Origin of the sequence: Aminobacter sp. BE322 (assembly GCF_050433525.1) — a bacterium.
Taxonomy (GTDB): Bacteria; Pseudomonadota; Alphaproteobacteria; order Rhizobiales; family Rhizobiaceae; genus Aminobacter.
The window spans coordinates 17,077-32,198 of the sequence record NZ_JBNPXB010000028.1; the positions used below are offsets into that span (position 1 = coordinate 17,077).

Here is a 15,122-nt window from a genome sequence, read left to right on the forward strand (position 1 = left end):
GCCCCAAAGCGCCACTGTATCGCGGCTGGGGCCGTGACCACCCGCCGCGCTTATGGTGATATCGAGACGCTGCTTAATTCCGGGAATGCGGAGCGAATGGCCGAGCCGCTGGCAGGCTAGGATAGCAAGATCACCACTTTGACCGACTGGCACAAAACCGCGCCTTAAGTCACCCGGGAAACACTCCCGCGAACAGCCCCATCAGCGCCGTGACCAACGCGGTCGCACCTAGCACAACCAACAACGGCAGCGCGACCTCTGCCCGAACCGCTTCGCCATCGCGCGCCTGATACATCGGCACCACGATGCGCAGATAGACCGCCAGCGCCAGCACGCTGTTAAGGATCCCGATCACCGCCAGCCAAAGATAGCCCGCCTCGATCGCGGCTCCGAACAGCAGCACCTTGCCGACAAAGCCGAAGAGCGGCGGAATACCGGTCAGCGACAGCAGGAACACGACCATCGCCACACCGATCAATGGGCGCGCGCGGCCGAAGCCCTTGAAGTCGTCCAGATTGCGGCCCGCGATCACTATGACTGCAAAGGCTCCAAGGTTCATCGCCACATAGGCCGCGCCGAACACGATCACCGAAGGCAGGGCCAACGGACTGGTGCCAAGCGCCACAATCCCCAGCATGAAATAGCCCGCCTGCGCCACCGAGGAATAGGCCAGCAGCCGCACGACATTGCTCTGCACCAGGGCGGCCAGATAGCCGAATGACATCGTCACCGCCGCGATCAGCGCGACGACGACGGGCCAGCCGGTAGCGACAGGCAGATCGCGCAGCACCTGCGCAAAGGCAAAAATCGCCGCCACCTTGGTGATCACCGACAGAAAAGCCGCGACCGATACCGGCGCGCCGTCATAGGCGTCGGGTGCCCAGAACTGGAACGGCACCAGCGCCGCCTTGTAGCCCAGTCCGATCAGCACCGCGACCAGCCCCGCCAGCGCGATCAGCGGCTTGCTTTGAAGCGCACCAAGCTCGGAAAAAAGCGTCGATCCGGCACCACCGAACCAGAAGGTCAGCCCGTAGATCATCACCGATCCGGTGACGGCGCCGAACACCAGATATTTCATCGCCGCCTCGGTCGCCGCATCGTCGCGCGGCCAGGCTACCATCGCGAAGGAGCCCAGACCCGTCAGCACCACGCCCAGCACCAGCAGCATCATGTCGCCACCGCCCGCCAGCATCAGCGCCCCAAGCGTCACAAGACAAAGCAGCGTATAGACACTTCCCTCGCGGTCCTTCCCGGCAATCTCGGCCCGCGTCATCAGAAGCGCCAGCGCGGTGCCTGGCAGCAGGATCAGCTTGGCCCAGCCCGACAGCAGATCGACTCGGTAGGTGCCGCCAAAGACGCTGGTGTCGGCCTCCAGCAGCGGCAACGTCAGCGCGGTGGACAGGCCCAGCCCGATCAGCCCGAATGTCAGTGCCAGACGCGGCGCACGCAGCATCTCGGCCACCAGCATCAGCACGACCGTCGAGGCCAACATCAGTTCGGGAAACAGAAAGGACAGGTCGCGCGCCATCAGAGTTGCAGCGCCCGCATCGTCACGTCGATCATGTTCAGCAACCAAGACGGCGCCACCCCGATCAGGATGATGAGGACAAGCAGCGGCACGATGGCCAGCATCTCGCCCCGGTCCAGATCGGGCATCGCCGCCCATTTCTCGTTTCGCTCGCCCAGAAATACCGCCGCGATCGCGCGCAGATAAAGCCCCGCCGTCACCACGATGGCGATGATCGCCACGATGGCCCAGGGCTGGGCATTCAGTGTGGCCAGGAAGATCTGAAATTCAGCCGGGAAATGCGCCAACCCCGGCAGCCCGAGCGAGGCAAAGGCCGACAGCACGAAGGCCCAGCCCAGCCATGGCACCTGCCCCAGCAGCCCGCCGAACGCGGTCATCTCGCGTTCGTGGGCGCGCGACTGCAACATGCCGACGAGAAAGAACAACGCCCCGGTGACGATGCCGTGGCTGACCATCTGCAAGGTCGCACCATTGAGCGCGACCGCCCGCAAGTCAGGGTCCAGCGTCAGCGCCGCCACCGCGACGCCGATCACCACATAGCCCATGTGGTTCACCGACGTATAGGCGATCATCTTCTTCAGATCTGACTGCGCCAGCGCCACGAAGGCACCGTAAAGGGCGCTGAATACGCCAAAGGCCAGCACCACCTGACCGGCCTGCGCAAAGGCGTCGGGCGTCATCTGTAAGGCGAAACGCACAAGGCCGTATGTGCCGAATTTCAGCATCACCCCGGCGAGGATCACGCTGCCCACGGTCGGGGCCTGCACGTGGGCCGCGGGCAGCCAAGTATGCACTGGAAAGGACGGGATCTTGACCGCGAAGGTGAACAGCATCGCGATCAGCGCCAGCATCGCCGCCAGCCCAGTCAGTGGCGGCGCCTCGATCCACAGCCGCATGTCAAAACTTCCCGTGGCCAGATACAGCCCGATGATCGCCAGCAACAGCGGCAGCGAGCCTAGCAGCGTGTAGATGAAGAACATCAGCCCGGCGCGCTGGCGTTCTTCATAGCCCCAGCCGACGATCATGAAGTACATGCCGACCAGCGACACTTCAAAGAAGACGTAGAACAGGAGCGCGTCCAGCGCCGCGAAGGTGCCGATCGACGCGGTCTCCAGCATCAGCATCAGCGCGACAAAGACCGCCGGGCGGTCGGTGATCCGCGCCGCATAGATTGCCGACAGGAAAAACAGCAGCGAGGTCAGCAGGATCAGCGGCAGGCTCAGCCCGTCGACGCCAACCCGGAAGGCGGCACCAATGGCCGGGATCCAGGCGATTTCCTCGACCTGCGCGAAACCGTCCGGCAGCGTGCCCCGCGCCCAGATCGCCAGCGTCACAACGAAGGTCAGCCCGGTGGTGGCGATGGAAACGCCATGGGCGATGCGCGCCGACTTGTTTGGCAGGGCCATCAGCAGCACGCCACCAAGAAGCGGTAGAAAGACGGAGATCGAGAGAAGGGGCATGGCGGGGTCGTCTTTCTTCAGGAGGACATCGGTAAGATCAGCAGCACCGCCGCGATGACGGCAATGCCCATGACTGTCAGGGCGAGTTCGCGGTGGATCAGCCCGCTTTGCAGCAGGCGCAGGCGGCGGCCGGCGGCGATTGTCCGGGCGACAAGGCCGAAGATCAGCCCGTCGATGCCATGGGTGTCGGTGTTTTCGGCGCCGTCGCCAAGGCGCAGGTTCATCCGGCCCACCTGAAGGGTCGCGGCATAAAGCCGTTTGTCTGAACGCTCGGCACTGGATGCGGTGCCAAGGCTCAAGATCCGCACAAGGCCAAGTTGCGACGCCAGCAGACGCCGTTCGAATCCTTCACAGGCGGCGGCAAAAGCCAGCGACGGGCGCAGCACCAGCCCGTCCATACCGCCCGCGACGGCAAAGCCGCGCTGCGCCATCGGCAGAACCGGCCCCATCAGGCGGGCAGGTTGGATGAACCAGCCCAGCACCAGGCCGCTCAGCGCGGCGGCAAGCCCGAGGATCATCGCGGCCCCTTCCGTCGGCAGCTCGGACTCCAGCAGATGTTCCAGCGGCGCGAAGGCGAACCCAAGCCCCGCCGCCAGCGCCGTCAGCACCGCCATGCCCGCAGACATCCAGCCCATGCCCTTGCCGGAAACCGGCTGTGCCTCGCCGCCCCACAACACCCGCAGTGCGCGCGCCATATAGGCGCCGGTCAAAACTGTACCCGCCAGCGCTAGGGGCGCCAGCCAGATCGCACCCGGAGCGGCCAGAGCGGCGGCGATGATCGCGTCCTTGGAAAAGAACCCGGCCAGCGGCGGAATACCCGCCAGCGCCAGCGCGGCAATGCCGAAGGCAGCAAGGATCAGCGGGCGCGTCCGGCCCGCGCCCGCGACCGCCTCCATATCGGTGCCGTCGCGATCATGCTGGAACACGCCCGCGCCCAGAAACAGCGTGCTCTTGATCGCCGCGTGGGCAATCAGGTGCAGCAGCGCCGCCGCCGGCACACCCGCGCCAATGGCCAACAACATCAGCCCGTACTGGCTGGAGGTCGAGGCCGCCAGCAGCCGCTTCAGGTCCCGCTCGGCCAGCGCGATCAGCCCGGTGACAACCGCCGTTATGCCGCCCACCAGGCCAACGGCCAGAAGCGCACCCGACGGCAGCATCGGCGCCACGCGGATCAGCAGGATCGCCCCCGCCGCCACCAGAGTCGCGGAATGCAGCAAAGCGGAGACCGGCGTCGGGCCGGCCATGGCGCGCTGCAACCAGTCCTGCAACGGCACCTGCGCCGACTTGCCCATCGCGCCGATCAGCAACAGCAACCCGGCGACCAGTGCGGGCGTGCCGCTAATCGCCAATGTAGCCGAGATTTCCGAGGTGCCGGCCCAGCCGATCAGCACAAAAATCCCCAGATAAAGGCCCAGATCGGCGCTGCGGGTGTACAGAAACGCCCGTATCGCGGCATTGGGCACGCCGTCGCGGCCATGCCAGAAGCCGATCAGCAGATAGCTGGAAAAGCCGATCAGTTCCCACGCGGCCAGCACGGTGATCCAGTCGCCCGCCAGCACCAGCGCCTGCATCGCCGCGACAAACAGCAGCAGGATGCCGAAAAAGCGCGGCCTTTCGGGGTCGCTGCGCATGTAACCCACGGCATAGACCACCACAAAAGCCGCCACCGTCGCCACCATGGCCGAAACGATCGCCGTCAGCGGCGTCGCGACCAGCCGCAGCGGCATTTGCGGCAGGCCCGGCAGGACCATCTGCACCGCATTGCCCGCAATCGCACCCGCTAGAACCGCCATCGCCGCGAGGAACCCGAGGCCGACGCCCGCAAGCGCAATCGCTTCGGGTGCGCGGCGCAGCGCCAGCGCCACAAGCCCCGCCAGAAGCGGCGCGAGGAGGGTGAGTGCCAGCATCGTCATCCCTTCAACTCCCGCGCTTCTTCCATCTCGACCGATCCGCGCACCCGGAACCGCGCGATGGCAATGGCAAAGCCGACCGCCATTTCGACCGCCATCACCGCCATCACGATCAGCACGAACATCTGACCGGCAGGTTCATCGGGGTGCAGATAGCGCCAGAAGGCCACCAGATTGACCAGTGCTGCGGCCAAAATCAGCTCGACCCCCATGATGATCATCACCAGGTTGGTCTGGCTGAGCGCGCCGTAGAGCCCGACACCAAACAGCCCCGCGCCGACGCCGAGCGCGATCATCAGCTCCAGGATCATTTGCGCTGCTCCGCGTTGGGGACAATGGCCACCATCGTGGCCGCGATCATCGCCGTGAGGATGGTCAGCCCCGCCGACTGGAAAATGAACATCGACCGGCCCAGCAATTCGCGCCCCAGATCGGCGGCCTGTTCATGCGCGCCGGGCACCGACAGGGCGACCGGACCCCAATCTGGCAGCCAGACCAGCAGCAAGGCGGCCAGCAGCCCAATGCCCCCGGCCCAGAGCGACAGGCGTTTCTGGTGGGTCATGTCCATCTTGCCCAGGCCACCCGGATCCATCATGAACATCACCATGAAAATCGCCATCACGCTCATTTCCGTGGCCATCATCATGATCTGCAACACGCCCAGAAACTCGGCCTGCATGACCAGGAACATCGCCCCGATCGCGGTCTGCGAGAACAGCAGAGCCAACGCCGAGCGCACCATCGAATGGGTGCGAAAGACCACGACGCCGAACCACATCGCCGCGCCGCCGAAGAACGCCAGAAAGATCATCTGAACCGTCATATCGGCACCACCAGGGCGATCACGCCCACGACAAAGACATTGGCCAGCGCCAGCGAGATCCCTAGCTTCCAGCTCAGCGCCAGATAGCGCGCCTCGCGGATGCGCGGCATGTAGCGTCCGACACTCAGCATAGCCGCAGCCACGGCCAGGATCTTGATCGCGCTCCAGGCCCAGGCGGGCAGCCACGGGCCCAGCCAGCCGCCCAAATAGAAGGTCACCGTCGCCCCCGCCAGCGCCAGGATAATGACCATCCGCGCCAGCCGCAGCACCGCCAGCCGCACGCCGGTATATTCTGCCTCGACCCCGCCGGCCAATTCGCCGGTAGCATCGGGCAGGTCCAGCGGCGGCAGCCAGGCCAGCCCCATCGCCGCCACGACGAACAGGACAAACCCCATCGGCTGGTACAGCACGTTCCAGAGCTGCGCCTGCGAGGCGACGATCTCAACCGTCGAGAGCGACTCCGCCCGCATGGCGACGGCGGTGATCGGCATCACGATCAGCATGGCATAGGCAATGAACTGGCCCAGGAACCGCCAGCCCGCAATCATTGCGTAGGCCCCGTTCGGCCCCCAGCCCGCCATGATCAGCGCCACCAGCACATAGGCCAGCGCAGCGTTCAAAAACAGCGCCCCGGTGGCCAGATCGGTAATGATAAGCTCCGGTGCCAGCGGGATCACCGCCACCGCCATCAGCCCCGCCACCAACAGCAGCACCGGCCCAAGCTCAAAGAACAACCAGTCAGATTTGCGCGCCAGCAGCGATTCCTGCCCCATAAGCGCCAGGGCGGCCCAGGCCGGACCCGTCAGGCTCAGGTGTCCATGCACGGCCCATCGTTCGATGACGGCCAGCGCATAGGCCCCGGCGGCGAGCGACAGGAGAACGACAAGAATGCTCATCCACGCACCTCCCAGGGCGACAGGTCGAGCGAGGCGACGGCGCTCAGGGCATCGCCCAGTTCCCGCTGCGCCGTCACCGTTTCGACAAGGGCGATGTTCACGTCTGTCGGCGTGTCGAGATCGGCCTCGACCACCTTGCCATTGGCCAGCTTCACGCGCAGCGACGCCGTGCCGCGCGGTGTTTCGATGCGAGCCTCGCCCTCGCCCGACACCCTGTCCACATCCGGCACCTGCGGCACAGCAATCATCCCGGCGGCCGCGATCAGGTCGAGGCTTTGGGCGATCTCGTCGCAGCGCAGCCGCAGCCGCGCCAGCGCATCGCCGCCGTTGCGGACGCGCATTTCGAACCCGAGATCCTTCAGCGTTGGATCACCCGTACGGGCATCCGATCCGCCACCCCGCGCCCGGTCCACCGGGCCGCTCGCCGGGGTGTCCTTGCCGATGCGCGCAATCCGTCCCAGCCGCATCCGCATCAGCGGCGCTGCCTCGACCCGGCGGATCAGCCGCCGGATCGCCAGGGCCTGCGCGGCGATCCCGTCAATGTCAGCGTCCCGCACCGCCAGTTGCAACGCCCCGGCCCGCGCGGCAAGCCAGAGAAACCCCGACTGCGTGCCGAACTCGGCCAACCAGCCCAGATGGCTGACGATCCGCTCGCGTTCCCCCGCGGCGGCGCGGCCACGGCGCGCGTTCTGGCCGGGGTCGACGCGGGCGGCCTCCTCGATCGATGCGCAGGCGAGAATGCGATAGGCCACGGGGCTGAGCGGCATCATCGCGGCCAGACGCTCGACGAAATCGACCACCGCCATCGGCGGACCATCCACCAGTTCCGCCCTGCCCACAAGGCTCCTGACCTCGCTGGCCGCCACGGTATCGCCGTCCAGCGTCAGGGTCAGGCGCAGCCCTGCGGGCAGGCCCGGAAAGAACGGCCCGAACGGCACCTCGATCCAGTCCATCTGCAACCCGTCGCTGCTGCGCGGCTGGCCTTCCGTCAGTTCGACCATCGACATGAAATGCGGCTCGATCCCGTCGATAGTGGCCTTGGAGTGGCCGCCATGTCCGGCATGCCCATCGTGGCCGGAATGGTCCTGCTGTTTGCCATGCCCGCCGTGACCGCCATGCCCGTGACCGTGACCGGGACCGTGGCTTTCCACCTCCTCCGCCTTCACCAGGTTCATGCCGCATTTAGGGCACTTGCCCGGTGCATCGCTGATCACCTCGGGGTGCATCGGGCAACTATATGCCCCCGACCCGCCCGCCTTGTCGTCGTGACCGGCATGATCGCCATGCGCGGAGGGCGCGTGGCTTGCGTGCCCATGCCCATGCCCGTGACCGTGGCTTTCCACCTCCTCCGCCTTCGCCAGGTTCATGCCGCATTTGGGGCACTTGCCTGATGCGTCGCTGATCACCTCGGGGTGCATCGGGCAAGTGTATGCCCCCGACCCGCCCGCGTCGTGAGCGTGGCCCGCATGTGCGTGATCGGCGGGGTTTGGCCTGTCCTCCCGGGGCATGTCGTGGCCACCGTGCCCACCATGTCCATCGGACGCTGTTTCGCGCGGCACCAGCGTCATGCCACATTTGGGGCAGTCTCCGGGGGCGTCGCGGACAATCTCGGGATGCATTGGGCAGGTGTATTCCACGCGCACCTCAAGAGCGGCGGCGGTAAACTCCCCGGTGTTTGCGCGAAACGCGCCTGCCGCGACAACGCGGCGCAGATCGGCCAACCCAGAGTGCAGCCCGGCCTGTGTCAGTGGTGCCGAGACGTCCGCATCGGGCAACGGGGCGATGTCGCCCGCGCCCAGTGCAAGGATCGTGCGCGGACGCGGCATCTGTGCATAGGCCACGGCGGCCGCATCGCGCAGCCCTACGTCCAAGGGGCCCGCAATAATCAGCACGTTCGCATGGCGCGGGGTGCCCACAATCCGCAGGTGCGCATTGGCAAGGTCGATCCCCATCGACCGCGCGACAGACGGGCCGGGCAGCACAAAGGCCGTCAGATCGCGCGCCATGGCCGCCGCGACCGCCCGCCTGATCCCGTACATCGCGCCCTCTCGCGCCCCGGCTATGGTCATTGCCGCCTCAACGCGCCCTGGCTCCAGCCATAGAGCAGGCCCAGGAACAGGATTGAGAGGAAAACGCCCATGTCGAGCAATGCGATCAGCCCTTCTTCGCGGTAGACGACCGCCCACGGATACATGAACGCCATCTCCATATCAAAGGCCAGAAACAGCAGCGCATAACCGGCATAGCGCGCATGATAGCGGACCCAGACCGGATCGCGCGACAAGGTACCGGCCGTGGCGGGCACGTCCTTGCCCGGTTCCGAGCGCGTGCGCCCGATGGCCCGGGCGAGCCCGTAGAGGCTGAGCACGAAACCGAACACACCGACACTCAGCCCGAAAAGGATCGCGTATTGGGAAAGCTCGCTCATCCGTGTTATCTCCTTCGGGTGCTCGACTCTCTAAAGTGTTAAGGGTTTAAGCAGAAAGGCACAATCAAACCAACGCCAGCGGCCATGCTGCCGTTATGCTAAGACGCTGCGCGCAACGGATTATTACAGCTCTCCGAAAATTCCGGGCTTGGGACTTCAAGAACACAGGTCTCCAATTGGTTTCTTCCAATTGGGTGGCCGGTGATTTAGCGTTGCATGATTGACGATCCGAACAAACATGACAGAGGGAAGTCAAATGTGCCTGTCCGCTCAAGTCAGCTTTGCCGCCAGTGTTTTTCTTGTTGGCGGCGGCACGGCCATTTCAATTGTGGCTTGGCGGCGCAACAAACGCTATCTCCCGCTTGCCCTGATGCCGCTTTTTGCCGGACTGCAGCAGTTCACCGAGGGCTTCGTCTGGGTCGGCATGAACGGAAACGATCCCCTGACGGTCTTGTGGGGGGCGATGGGTTTCATCTTCTTCACATGGTTCATGTGGCCGATCTGGGTGCCGTTCTCGGTCTACGTGCTTGAACCGGATGACAGTCCGCGCAAGCGGTTGTTCCGCCTCATGGCGCTGATCGGGCTGGCCTTCGGGCTGTTGCTCTACATCCCGCACGGGCTGAACAGCAGCATGGTCGTGGTCGAGATCAACAACCAGTCACTGGCCTATGAAAAATCCATGTGGCTTGATTTCATGATGCCGCGCTGGCTGACTAATACGATCTATGTGACCCTCATCACCCTGCCACCGGCGCTGTCGCATTACAAACACATGCGCCATTTCGCCCTGACGCTGGGGGCGGTGATCGTGGTCGATATCGCCTTCCTGCAATTCGCATATATTTCGTTTTTCTGCCTGCTGGCGGGTCTCGCAACGCTGCATCTGGTCTACATTATCCTGACTAATAAATGCGCCCGTGAGTGCCCTGAACTATTTGCCTGACGCCGCGGTGCCGACAAGCACATCCCTGTCCCATTCCCGGTATCCAATACGCTGAACCTCGCGCAGCGGTGACCGCGTGCCGTTCGCGGCGCCGGTGCGCAGTTCCACTTCCACCTCCATGATCCGGGCGGCCGCATAGGCCAGCATCTCGCGCACCAGATCCCTTTCGGCCTGCTTTTTGGTCAGACGAACAGCGCCATTCTCTCGTCGGTCATCGTTATTCCATCTGGTTCAGGGTTTCGTAGCCCAAAAAATTGGACGTTGGGCCAAGTAGAACCCGAACGCATGGTTGTTCGTACCCGACGGCATGGGCTGGCATCGGTGACTCGCCCCAAAGCACCATTCTTTGTCTTTGGCCCTAGCCCTTAACGCTCCTACACTTTCACGAAATTTTTTACCGGGGCGCGCTAGGCGCACAGGTATCTATCCTGTTCGACCCAAAGGCGAAAAAGCATCGAGCATTAATTAGGCTGGCTGCTAATCCATTTCCTACACCACAATCGTGCTATCGACCTTCATTCAACAAGCGTGTCAGATTGCGGTTCATGCGGAAACATTTCGCCATCAACATGCCGGCCCTGCGTTTCGCGCGAAATGCACTCGTTTTCAGCCTCCTCGGCCTGATCCCGGTGCTTCTGGCTTACGTGATACTGCCCCCCGGCTTCGGCACTCTTCTGCTGGGTGGTGGTCCGCCGCTCAGCAGGTTCTTGCGGCAGGTCGTGACGAATGGTCTTCCGGTTGTCTTCTTGTTGAACTACGTGAGTTTCTTTCTCTTTGCGTGGATTGTTGCAACTCCGGGTCGCAGCTACAAACTCAGTTCCATCGTTCTTGCAGACCTGCCCGTGCGTGTGCTCGGTTTTGTCGGGCTGCATGCCTTGATCTATTTCTTGTCAGCTGATTGGTTCGGATCCTTTGGGGGGAGCCGTGCGACGGCCCTGCGGGTCGTTGCGCCGACGCTGGTGCGTTCGTTCCTTTTTGAGAACATCTCGGGCGTCTATCTCTACGCCACGCTGGTGAGCGCGCTGCCGCTCTATGTCACCCCGCATTATTCGCCGAGCCGGCTCGGCGGCGCGCTGGAGGCGGGTTGAAGCCGTTCTTGCCGGCTTCTGGGCACCAGCTTGTTGCCGATGAGGGGGTCGTTTGCGGGAGGGGGCGGAATCCTACGCTAAGGTTTCGGCCATCGGTATTCGCCGGTGAGATTGATGTGCTCCCAGCCGAGCGGCGAGACATGGGCCAGGAGATCGGCCGATAGCAGCTTTCCCTCGCGCTTCTGGGTGGCAACGACGCCGCCGAGCTTCATGGTGTTCCAGAAGATGATGATGGCGGCGAGCAGGTTCATGCCGGCAATACGGTAATGCTGGCCTTCAGCGGAACGATCGCGTATTTCGCCGCGCCGGTGGAAGCTGATGGCCCGTTTCAGCGCGTGATGGGCCTCGCCCTTGTTGAGGCCGATCTGGGCACGACGTTGCAAATCGGCGTCCAGAATCCAGTCGATCATGAACAGCGTGCGCTCGACGCGGCCGACTTCTCGGAGAGCTGTCGCCAGTTCGTTCTGCCGTGGATAGGAGGCGAGCTTGCGCAGGATCTGGCTGGGCGCGACACTTCCGGCCGCTATGGTGGCGGCGATACGCAGGATATCGGGCCAGTTGCGCTCAATCATGGCCTGGTTGATCTTTCCGCCGATCATGGCGCGCAAGTGCGCCGGCGCGGCAGACGGATTGAACGCATAGAGCCGTTTGGACGGCAGATCCCGGATGCGCGGAGCGAACCGGTAGCCGAGAATGGCGCAGGCGGCAAAGACGTGGTCGGTGAAGCCACCAGTATCGGCGAACTGCTCACGGATATGGCGGCCGGTATCGTTCATGAGCAGGCCGTCGAGGATGTAGGGCGCCTCGCTTGCTGTTGCGGGGATTACCCGGGTTGCGAACGGTGCGTATTGATCTGAGACGTGGGTGTAAGCTTTCAGGCCGGGGGTGTTGCCGTATTTCGCGTTGACCAGGTTCATGGCCTCGCCCTGCTCGGTCGCGGCGAAGAACTGACCGTCGCTCGATGCTGAGATACCAGCGCCCCAGAATTGAGCCATCGGTAAACGGGCCTGCGCCTCAACCACCATGGCCAGTGCCCGGTCGTAGGCTTCGCCTTCGGCATGCCACCGTGCGATACGGATCAGTTCCCAGAAGGTGTGGGTGTTTGTGGCGTCCGCCATCTTTCGCAGGCCGAGATTGACCCCTTCCGCGAGAATGACGTTCATCAGTCCGATCCGGTCGGCGCAGGGCGCACCGGTGCGCAAATGGGTGAAGGCCTCGCAGAAGCCGATCGCGGCGTCGACCTCCAACAAAAGATCGGTGATGCGTGTGAGCGGTATCTGCTTGTAAAGATCGAGCACCAGATCCTCGGCACCGTCCGGTGCAGCGGCTTCAAGTTTTTCAATATGCAGGATGCCGTTCTCGATCGACCCGCCGGGAATCGTGCCCATGCGCGCGGCGCGGCCAAGCTCGCGCAACCGGATATCGAGGCGCTCTTGCCGATCTGCCAGCCATTCCTCAGGCCGCAATGGTACAGCGAGACGGCTGCTTTCCGCCACGGCTTGCGCAGGAACGAGAACCTGTTTCAGATCACCGTAGCGCCGGGATCGTACCAGCCAGACATCCCCCGAGCGGAACGCGTCGCGCAGATGGAACAGCACCGCGATCTCCCAAAGGCGGCCGTCGCCAGCCGCCTGGGCGCGAAGATGACGATGCCATTTCGAACTCGGCCGCAGGAAGTCGGTATGCGCTGTATCGTTCAAACCATTGCGCAGGATCATCACCGCTTCCACTAGCGGCCTCGCGACCGGCGCGGCCCGAAGGTCGAGTAAACGCAGCATCCGTGGGGCATAGCGCCGGAAGCGATGATAGCCGTCGAGCACATGATTGAGCGGGTCGTCCGCCATGATGGCGGTCAGGCTGGCGGCCGTGGCGACAAGGGCCCTGAAGCCGTCCCAGCCCGATCCATCCGCGATGACGGTTTCCAGCGGCTGGCCGTCATCCTGTGCATCGAGCAAGCTCCCACCGATTTCGGCGAAGGATTTCAAGGCGGCGCGCACCGCGTTCGCTTCATCCGCAACCTTCGCCTGGCAAATCCGTTCCGAGGCCCGGTATAGCCTGCCGACGATCCGATCATGGGTTTCGATCGCGGCGTCGGCGAGCATCGCCTGCCATTCCGACGCGCACACGGCCAGAATCGCAAGCCGCCTGTCCTCCGGGAGATCACGCATGCCGTCGGCATAGTACCGCTCGCCCTGCCTGCGCAGCCGCGTTGCGCGATGAGCGGGAACTCCAGTCAGCAGATCCTCGGGAAGATCGAGACGTTGCAGGTATTCTAGCCGGTCAAGAAGCCGATTCGCAGACAAAGAGTTCGAACCGGGCTCGAACTGCCGCAGCCAGACGAAACGGGTCACCCGATCGTCAACCGTGTCCTCGAGCAATGCCAACAACTGCTCCCGGATGGGCGGTGAAAGGCGGCCGGCAATTCTTGTCTCGATCCGCCGCTCAGCATCGACCAGAGCCGTGGCACAAAGCCGCTCGATCGTGGATGTCGCAGGGAGAACCGTGCGGGTGCGACGGCATTCGATTACGAAGCGACGGGCGATATCGTCGTTCGAAACCGCCAACTCGGCTTCCCGGAACAACCACTCCTTCAGTTCGCGCGCGCCGCGTCCGGCGAAGGTACGGAATCCGTAGAGCCCCCGCAATTCGGCAAGGTGCTCGTGTCGCGTCTCCTCGCGCGCGGCATAATCAACGAGATCGTCGGCGTGCAGACCAAGCTGCGCTCCGATGAACTCGATGACTTCCGCCGGAATCAGCTCACCCGGGGCCAGCACTCGCCCAGGATAACGGAGAACACATAATTGCAGGGCAAAGCCAAACCTGTTGTGCGGGCGGCGGCGCTGCCTGATATGCCCGAGATCCTCGTCGCTCAGCGTGTAGTGCTTGAGCAAATCCGCCTGCGAAGTCGGCAGGCGCAACAGCGCGTCCTTCTGCCGATCGGTTAAAGTGACACGACGCGGCATCCATGTTCCTTTTTCAAAATCAAATGATGTTCAAGATGCTTTGTTTATGAAGCTGGTTGAGATACATTTCCAGCGTACAGTCCAACCCCGGCTACTGCGCTGCCTCAAACCGCCGTTTAAGAAACATGCTGATTGGATACGCCCGTATCTCGAAGGCCGATGGTTCCCAGTCCCTTGACCTGCAGCACGATGCTCTGCGTGCCGCAGGCGTCGAACAGGACAATATCTATGAGGATCGCGCTTCAGGCAGCCGCGACGATCGTCCCGGACTGACCGCATGCCTCAAAGCGTTACGTGTCGGCGATGTACTGGTGGTCTGGAAGCTCGATCGCCTCGGGCGGTCGCTTGCCCATCTCGTCAACACCGTAAAGGGTCTATCAGACCAGAAGATCGGCCTGCGGGTGCTGACCGGAAAGGGCGCCGAAATCGACACTACGACCGCATCCGGCCGTATGGTCTTCGGCATCTTCGCAACCTTGGCCGAATTTGAGCGAGACCTGATCCGCGAGCGCACCATGGCCGGACTCGCAGCGGCCAGGGCGCGCGGCCGTAAAGGAGGCAGAAAATTCGCGCTCTCCAAGGCGCAGGTGCGCCTCGCTCAGGCCGCCATGGCGCAACGCGATACATCCGTCTCCGATCTCTGTAAGGAACTCGGGATCGAGCGCGTCACCCTTTATCGCTATGTCGGCCCCCAGGGCGAACTCAGGAGTTACGGAAAGCGTGTTCTCGGCTTAGCGTAGGATTCCGCCCCCTCCCGCAAACGACCCCTGATGTTGCTGACATCGATGCCAACAACCTGCTTCACTGCATACTTCGCATCAGAATAGCGGGTTTTCAGCGCTGGATTGACAATCTGCTGCACCGCAAAGTTGATTTTTAAACCGCACCGAGCCGCCTGGGTGCATTGATACTCGCCCACAAAAACACCCATTATGCGATCACCGTCATATGAGGTGATAGAACCTCCCTCTGCGCGAACTAGCCTCGCTGTCAACGGCGGAGCAAAAACCGGCCATTGGGCGGCGCAAAACCAGGCCACTGGCGCTGCTGCGAGCGGGGAACGTCGGGAGGGCGTAGCCCGAC

At 63.6% G+C, this 15,122-nt stretch carries 12 protein-coding genes and 2 pseudogenes; 3 read left to right on the forward strand and 11 right to left on the reverse strand.

Features of this window, described 5'->3' with window-relative positions; translation table 11 throughout:
- Positions 1-169: 169 nt before the first annotated feature.
- The 8 genes from J2X50_RS23470 to J2X50_RS23505 are packed head-to-tail and all read right to left on the reverse strand — an operon-like array spanning position 170 to position 9,045.
- Complete coding sequence (locus J2X50_RS23470) at positions 170-1,528, reverse strand: NADH-quinone oxidoreductase subunit N (protein WP_003164311.1); 1,359 nt, start codon at positions 1,526-1,528, stop codon at positions 170-172.
- Positions 1,528-2,988, reverse strand: coding sequence for a complex I subunit 4 family protein (locus tag J2X50_RS23475; RefSeq protein ID WP_040344977.1), 1,461 nt, complete (start codon positions 2,986-2,988; stop codon positions 1,528-1,530). The genes J2X50_RS23470 and J2X50_RS23475 overlap by 1 nt, the downstream gene beginning before the upstream one ends.
- Positions 2,989-3,005: 17 nt before the next feature.
- Positions 3,006-4,901: an NADH-quinone oxidoreductase subunit 5 family protein gene (locus J2X50_RS23480; RefSeq protein WP_061979518.1), complete on the reverse strand. Its 1,896-nt coding sequence runs from the start codon at positions 4,899-4,901 to the stop codon at positions 3,006-3,008.
- Positions 4,898-5,209, reverse strand: coding sequence for an NADH-quinone oxidoreductase subunit NuoK (gene nuoK / locus J2X50_RS23485; RefSeq protein WP_003164308.1), 312 nt, complete (start codon positions 5,207-5,209; stop codon positions 4,898-4,900). The genes J2X50_RS23480 and nuoK overlap by 4 nt, the downstream gene beginning before the upstream one ends.
- Positions 5,206-5,721: an NADH-quinone oxidoreductase subunit J family protein gene (locus J2X50_RS23490; RefSeq protein WP_061979517.1), complete on the reverse strand. Its 516-nt coding sequence runs from the start codon at positions 5,719-5,721 to the stop codon at positions 5,206-5,208. The genes nuoK and J2X50_RS23490 overlap by 4 nt, the downstream gene beginning before the upstream one ends.
- A complete protein-coding gene (locus tag J2X50_RS23495) occupies positions 5,718-6,617 on the reverse strand; it encodes an NADH-quinone oxidoreductase subunit H (RefSeq protein WP_040427768.1) in 900 nt (299 codons plus the stop codon). The genes J2X50_RS23490 and J2X50_RS23495 overlap by 4 nt, the downstream gene beginning before the upstream one ends.
- Positions 6,614-8,686: a heavy metal-binding domain-containing protein gene (locus tag J2X50_RS23500; RefSeq protein WP_379015580.1), complete on the reverse strand. Its 2,073-nt coding sequence runs from the start codon at positions 8,684-8,686 to the stop codon at positions 6,614-6,616. The genes J2X50_RS23495 and J2X50_RS23500 overlap by 4 nt, the downstream gene beginning before the upstream one ends.
- Positions 8,683-9,045 (reverse strand): NADH-quinone oxidoreductase subunit A, encoded by a 363-nt coding sequence (locus J2X50_RS23505; RefSeq protein WP_061979516.1) that lies wholly within the window; start codon positions 9,043-9,045, stop codon positions 8,683-8,685. The genes J2X50_RS23500 and J2X50_RS23505 overlap by 4 nt, the downstream gene beginning before the upstream one ends.
- Before the next feature lie 256 nt (positions 9,046-9,301).
- Between J2X50_RS23505 and J2X50_RS23510 the strand changes: the two genes are divergently transcribed.
- Positions 9,302-9,988, forward strand: a complete 687-nt coding sequence (locus J2X50_RS23510) for a DUF6629 family protein (RefSeq protein WP_061979515.1) — start codon at positions 9,302-9,304, stop codon at positions 9,986-9,988.
- Here J2X50_RS23510 and J2X50_RS23515 read toward each other — a convergent pair.
- Positions 9,989-10,203: pseudogene (locus J2X50_RS23515) on the reverse strand (IS256 family transposase); the annotation flags it as partial. It lies immediately after the preceding gene.
- Positions 10,204-10,533: 330 nt separating this feature from the next.
- Here J2X50_RS23515 and J2X50_RS23520 point away from each other — a divergent pair.
- Positions 10,534-11,076 (forward strand): hypothetical protein, encoded by a 543-nt coding sequence (locus J2X50_RS23520; RefSeq protein WP_379015577.1) that lies wholly within the window; start codon positions 10,534-10,536, stop codon positions 11,074-11,076.
- A 77-nt stretch (positions 11,077-11,153) separates the two neighbouring features.
- Here the strand turns inward: J2X50_RS23520 and J2X50_RS23525 are convergent, their stop codons facing one another.
- Positions 11,154-14,039: a Tn3 family transposase gene (locus tag J2X50_RS23525; RefSeq protein ID WP_429098467.1), complete on the reverse strand. Its 2,886-nt coding sequence runs from the start codon at positions 14,037-14,039 to the stop codon at positions 11,154-11,156.
- Between the two features lie 125 nt (positions 14,040-14,164).
- Between J2X50_RS23525 and J2X50_RS23530 the strand changes: the two genes are divergently transcribed.
- Positions 14,165-14,779 carry a recombinase family protein gene (locus J2X50_RS23530; protein WP_160788003.1) on the forward strand — a complete coding sequence of 205 codons (615 nt, stop codon included), beginning with the start codon at positions 14,165-14,167 and terminating at the stop codon, positions 14,777-14,779.
- Here J2X50_RS23530 and J2X50_RS23535 read toward each other — a convergent pair.
- Positions 14,749-15,122, reverse strand: a pseudogene (locus J2X50_RS23535) (hypothetical protein); the annotation flags it as partial. The gene J2X50_RS23530 and the pseudogene J2X50_RS23535 overlap by 31 nt on opposite strands.

Excerpts from the sequence above, each read along its gene's own strand:
- J2X50_RS23470 (WP_003164311.1), bottom strand. The coding sequence starts at position 1,528 with ATGGCGCGCGACCTGTCCTTTCTGTTTCCCGAACTGATGTTGGCCTCG.
- J2X50_RS23475 (WP_040344977.1), bottom strand. The coding sequence starts at position 2,988 with ATGCCCCTTCTCTCGATCTCCGTCTTTCTACCGCTTCTTGGTGGCGTG.
- J2X50_RS23480 (WP_061979518.1), bottom strand. The coding sequence starts at position 4,901 with ATGACGATGCTGGCACTCACCCTCCTCGCGCCGCTTCTGGCGGGGCTT.
- nuoK (WP_003164308.1), bottom strand. The coding sequence starts at position 5,209 with ATGATCCTGGAGCTGATGATCGCGCTCGGCGTCGGCGCGGGGCTGTTT.
- J2X50_RS23490 (WP_061979517.1), bottom strand. The coding sequence starts at position 5,721 with ATGACGGTTCAGATGATCTTTCTGGCGTTCTTCGGCGGCGCGGCGATG.
- J2X50_RS23495 (WP_040427768.1), bottom strand. The coding sequence starts at position 6,617 with ATGAGCATTCTTGTCGTTCTCCTGTCGCTCGCCGCCGGGGCCTATGCG.
- J2X50_RS23500 (WP_379015580.1), bottom strand. The coding sequence starts at position 8,686 with ATGACCATAGCCGGGGCGCGAGAGGGCGCGATGTACGGGATCAGGCGG.
- J2X50_RS23505 (WP_061979516.1), bottom strand. The coding sequence starts at position 9,045 with ATGAGCGAGCTTTCCCAATACGCGATCCTTTTCGGGCTGAGTGTCGGT.
- J2X50_RS23510 (WP_061979515.1), top strand. The coding sequence starts at position 9,302 with ATGTGCCTGTCCGCTCAAGTCAGCTTTGCCGCCAGTGTTTTTCTTGTT.
- J2X50_RS23520 (WP_379015577.1), top strand. The coding sequence starts at position 10,534 with ATGCGGAAACATTTCGCCATCAACATGCCGGCCCTGCGTTTCGCGCGA.
- J2X50_RS23525 (WP_429098467.1), bottom strand. The coding sequence starts at position 14,039 with ATGCCGCGTCGTGTCACTTTAACCGATCGGCAGAAGGACGCGCTGTTG.
- J2X50_RS23530 (WP_160788003.1), top strand. The coding sequence starts at position 14,165 with ATGCTGATTGGATACGCCCGTATCTCGAAGGCCGATGGTTCCCAGTCC.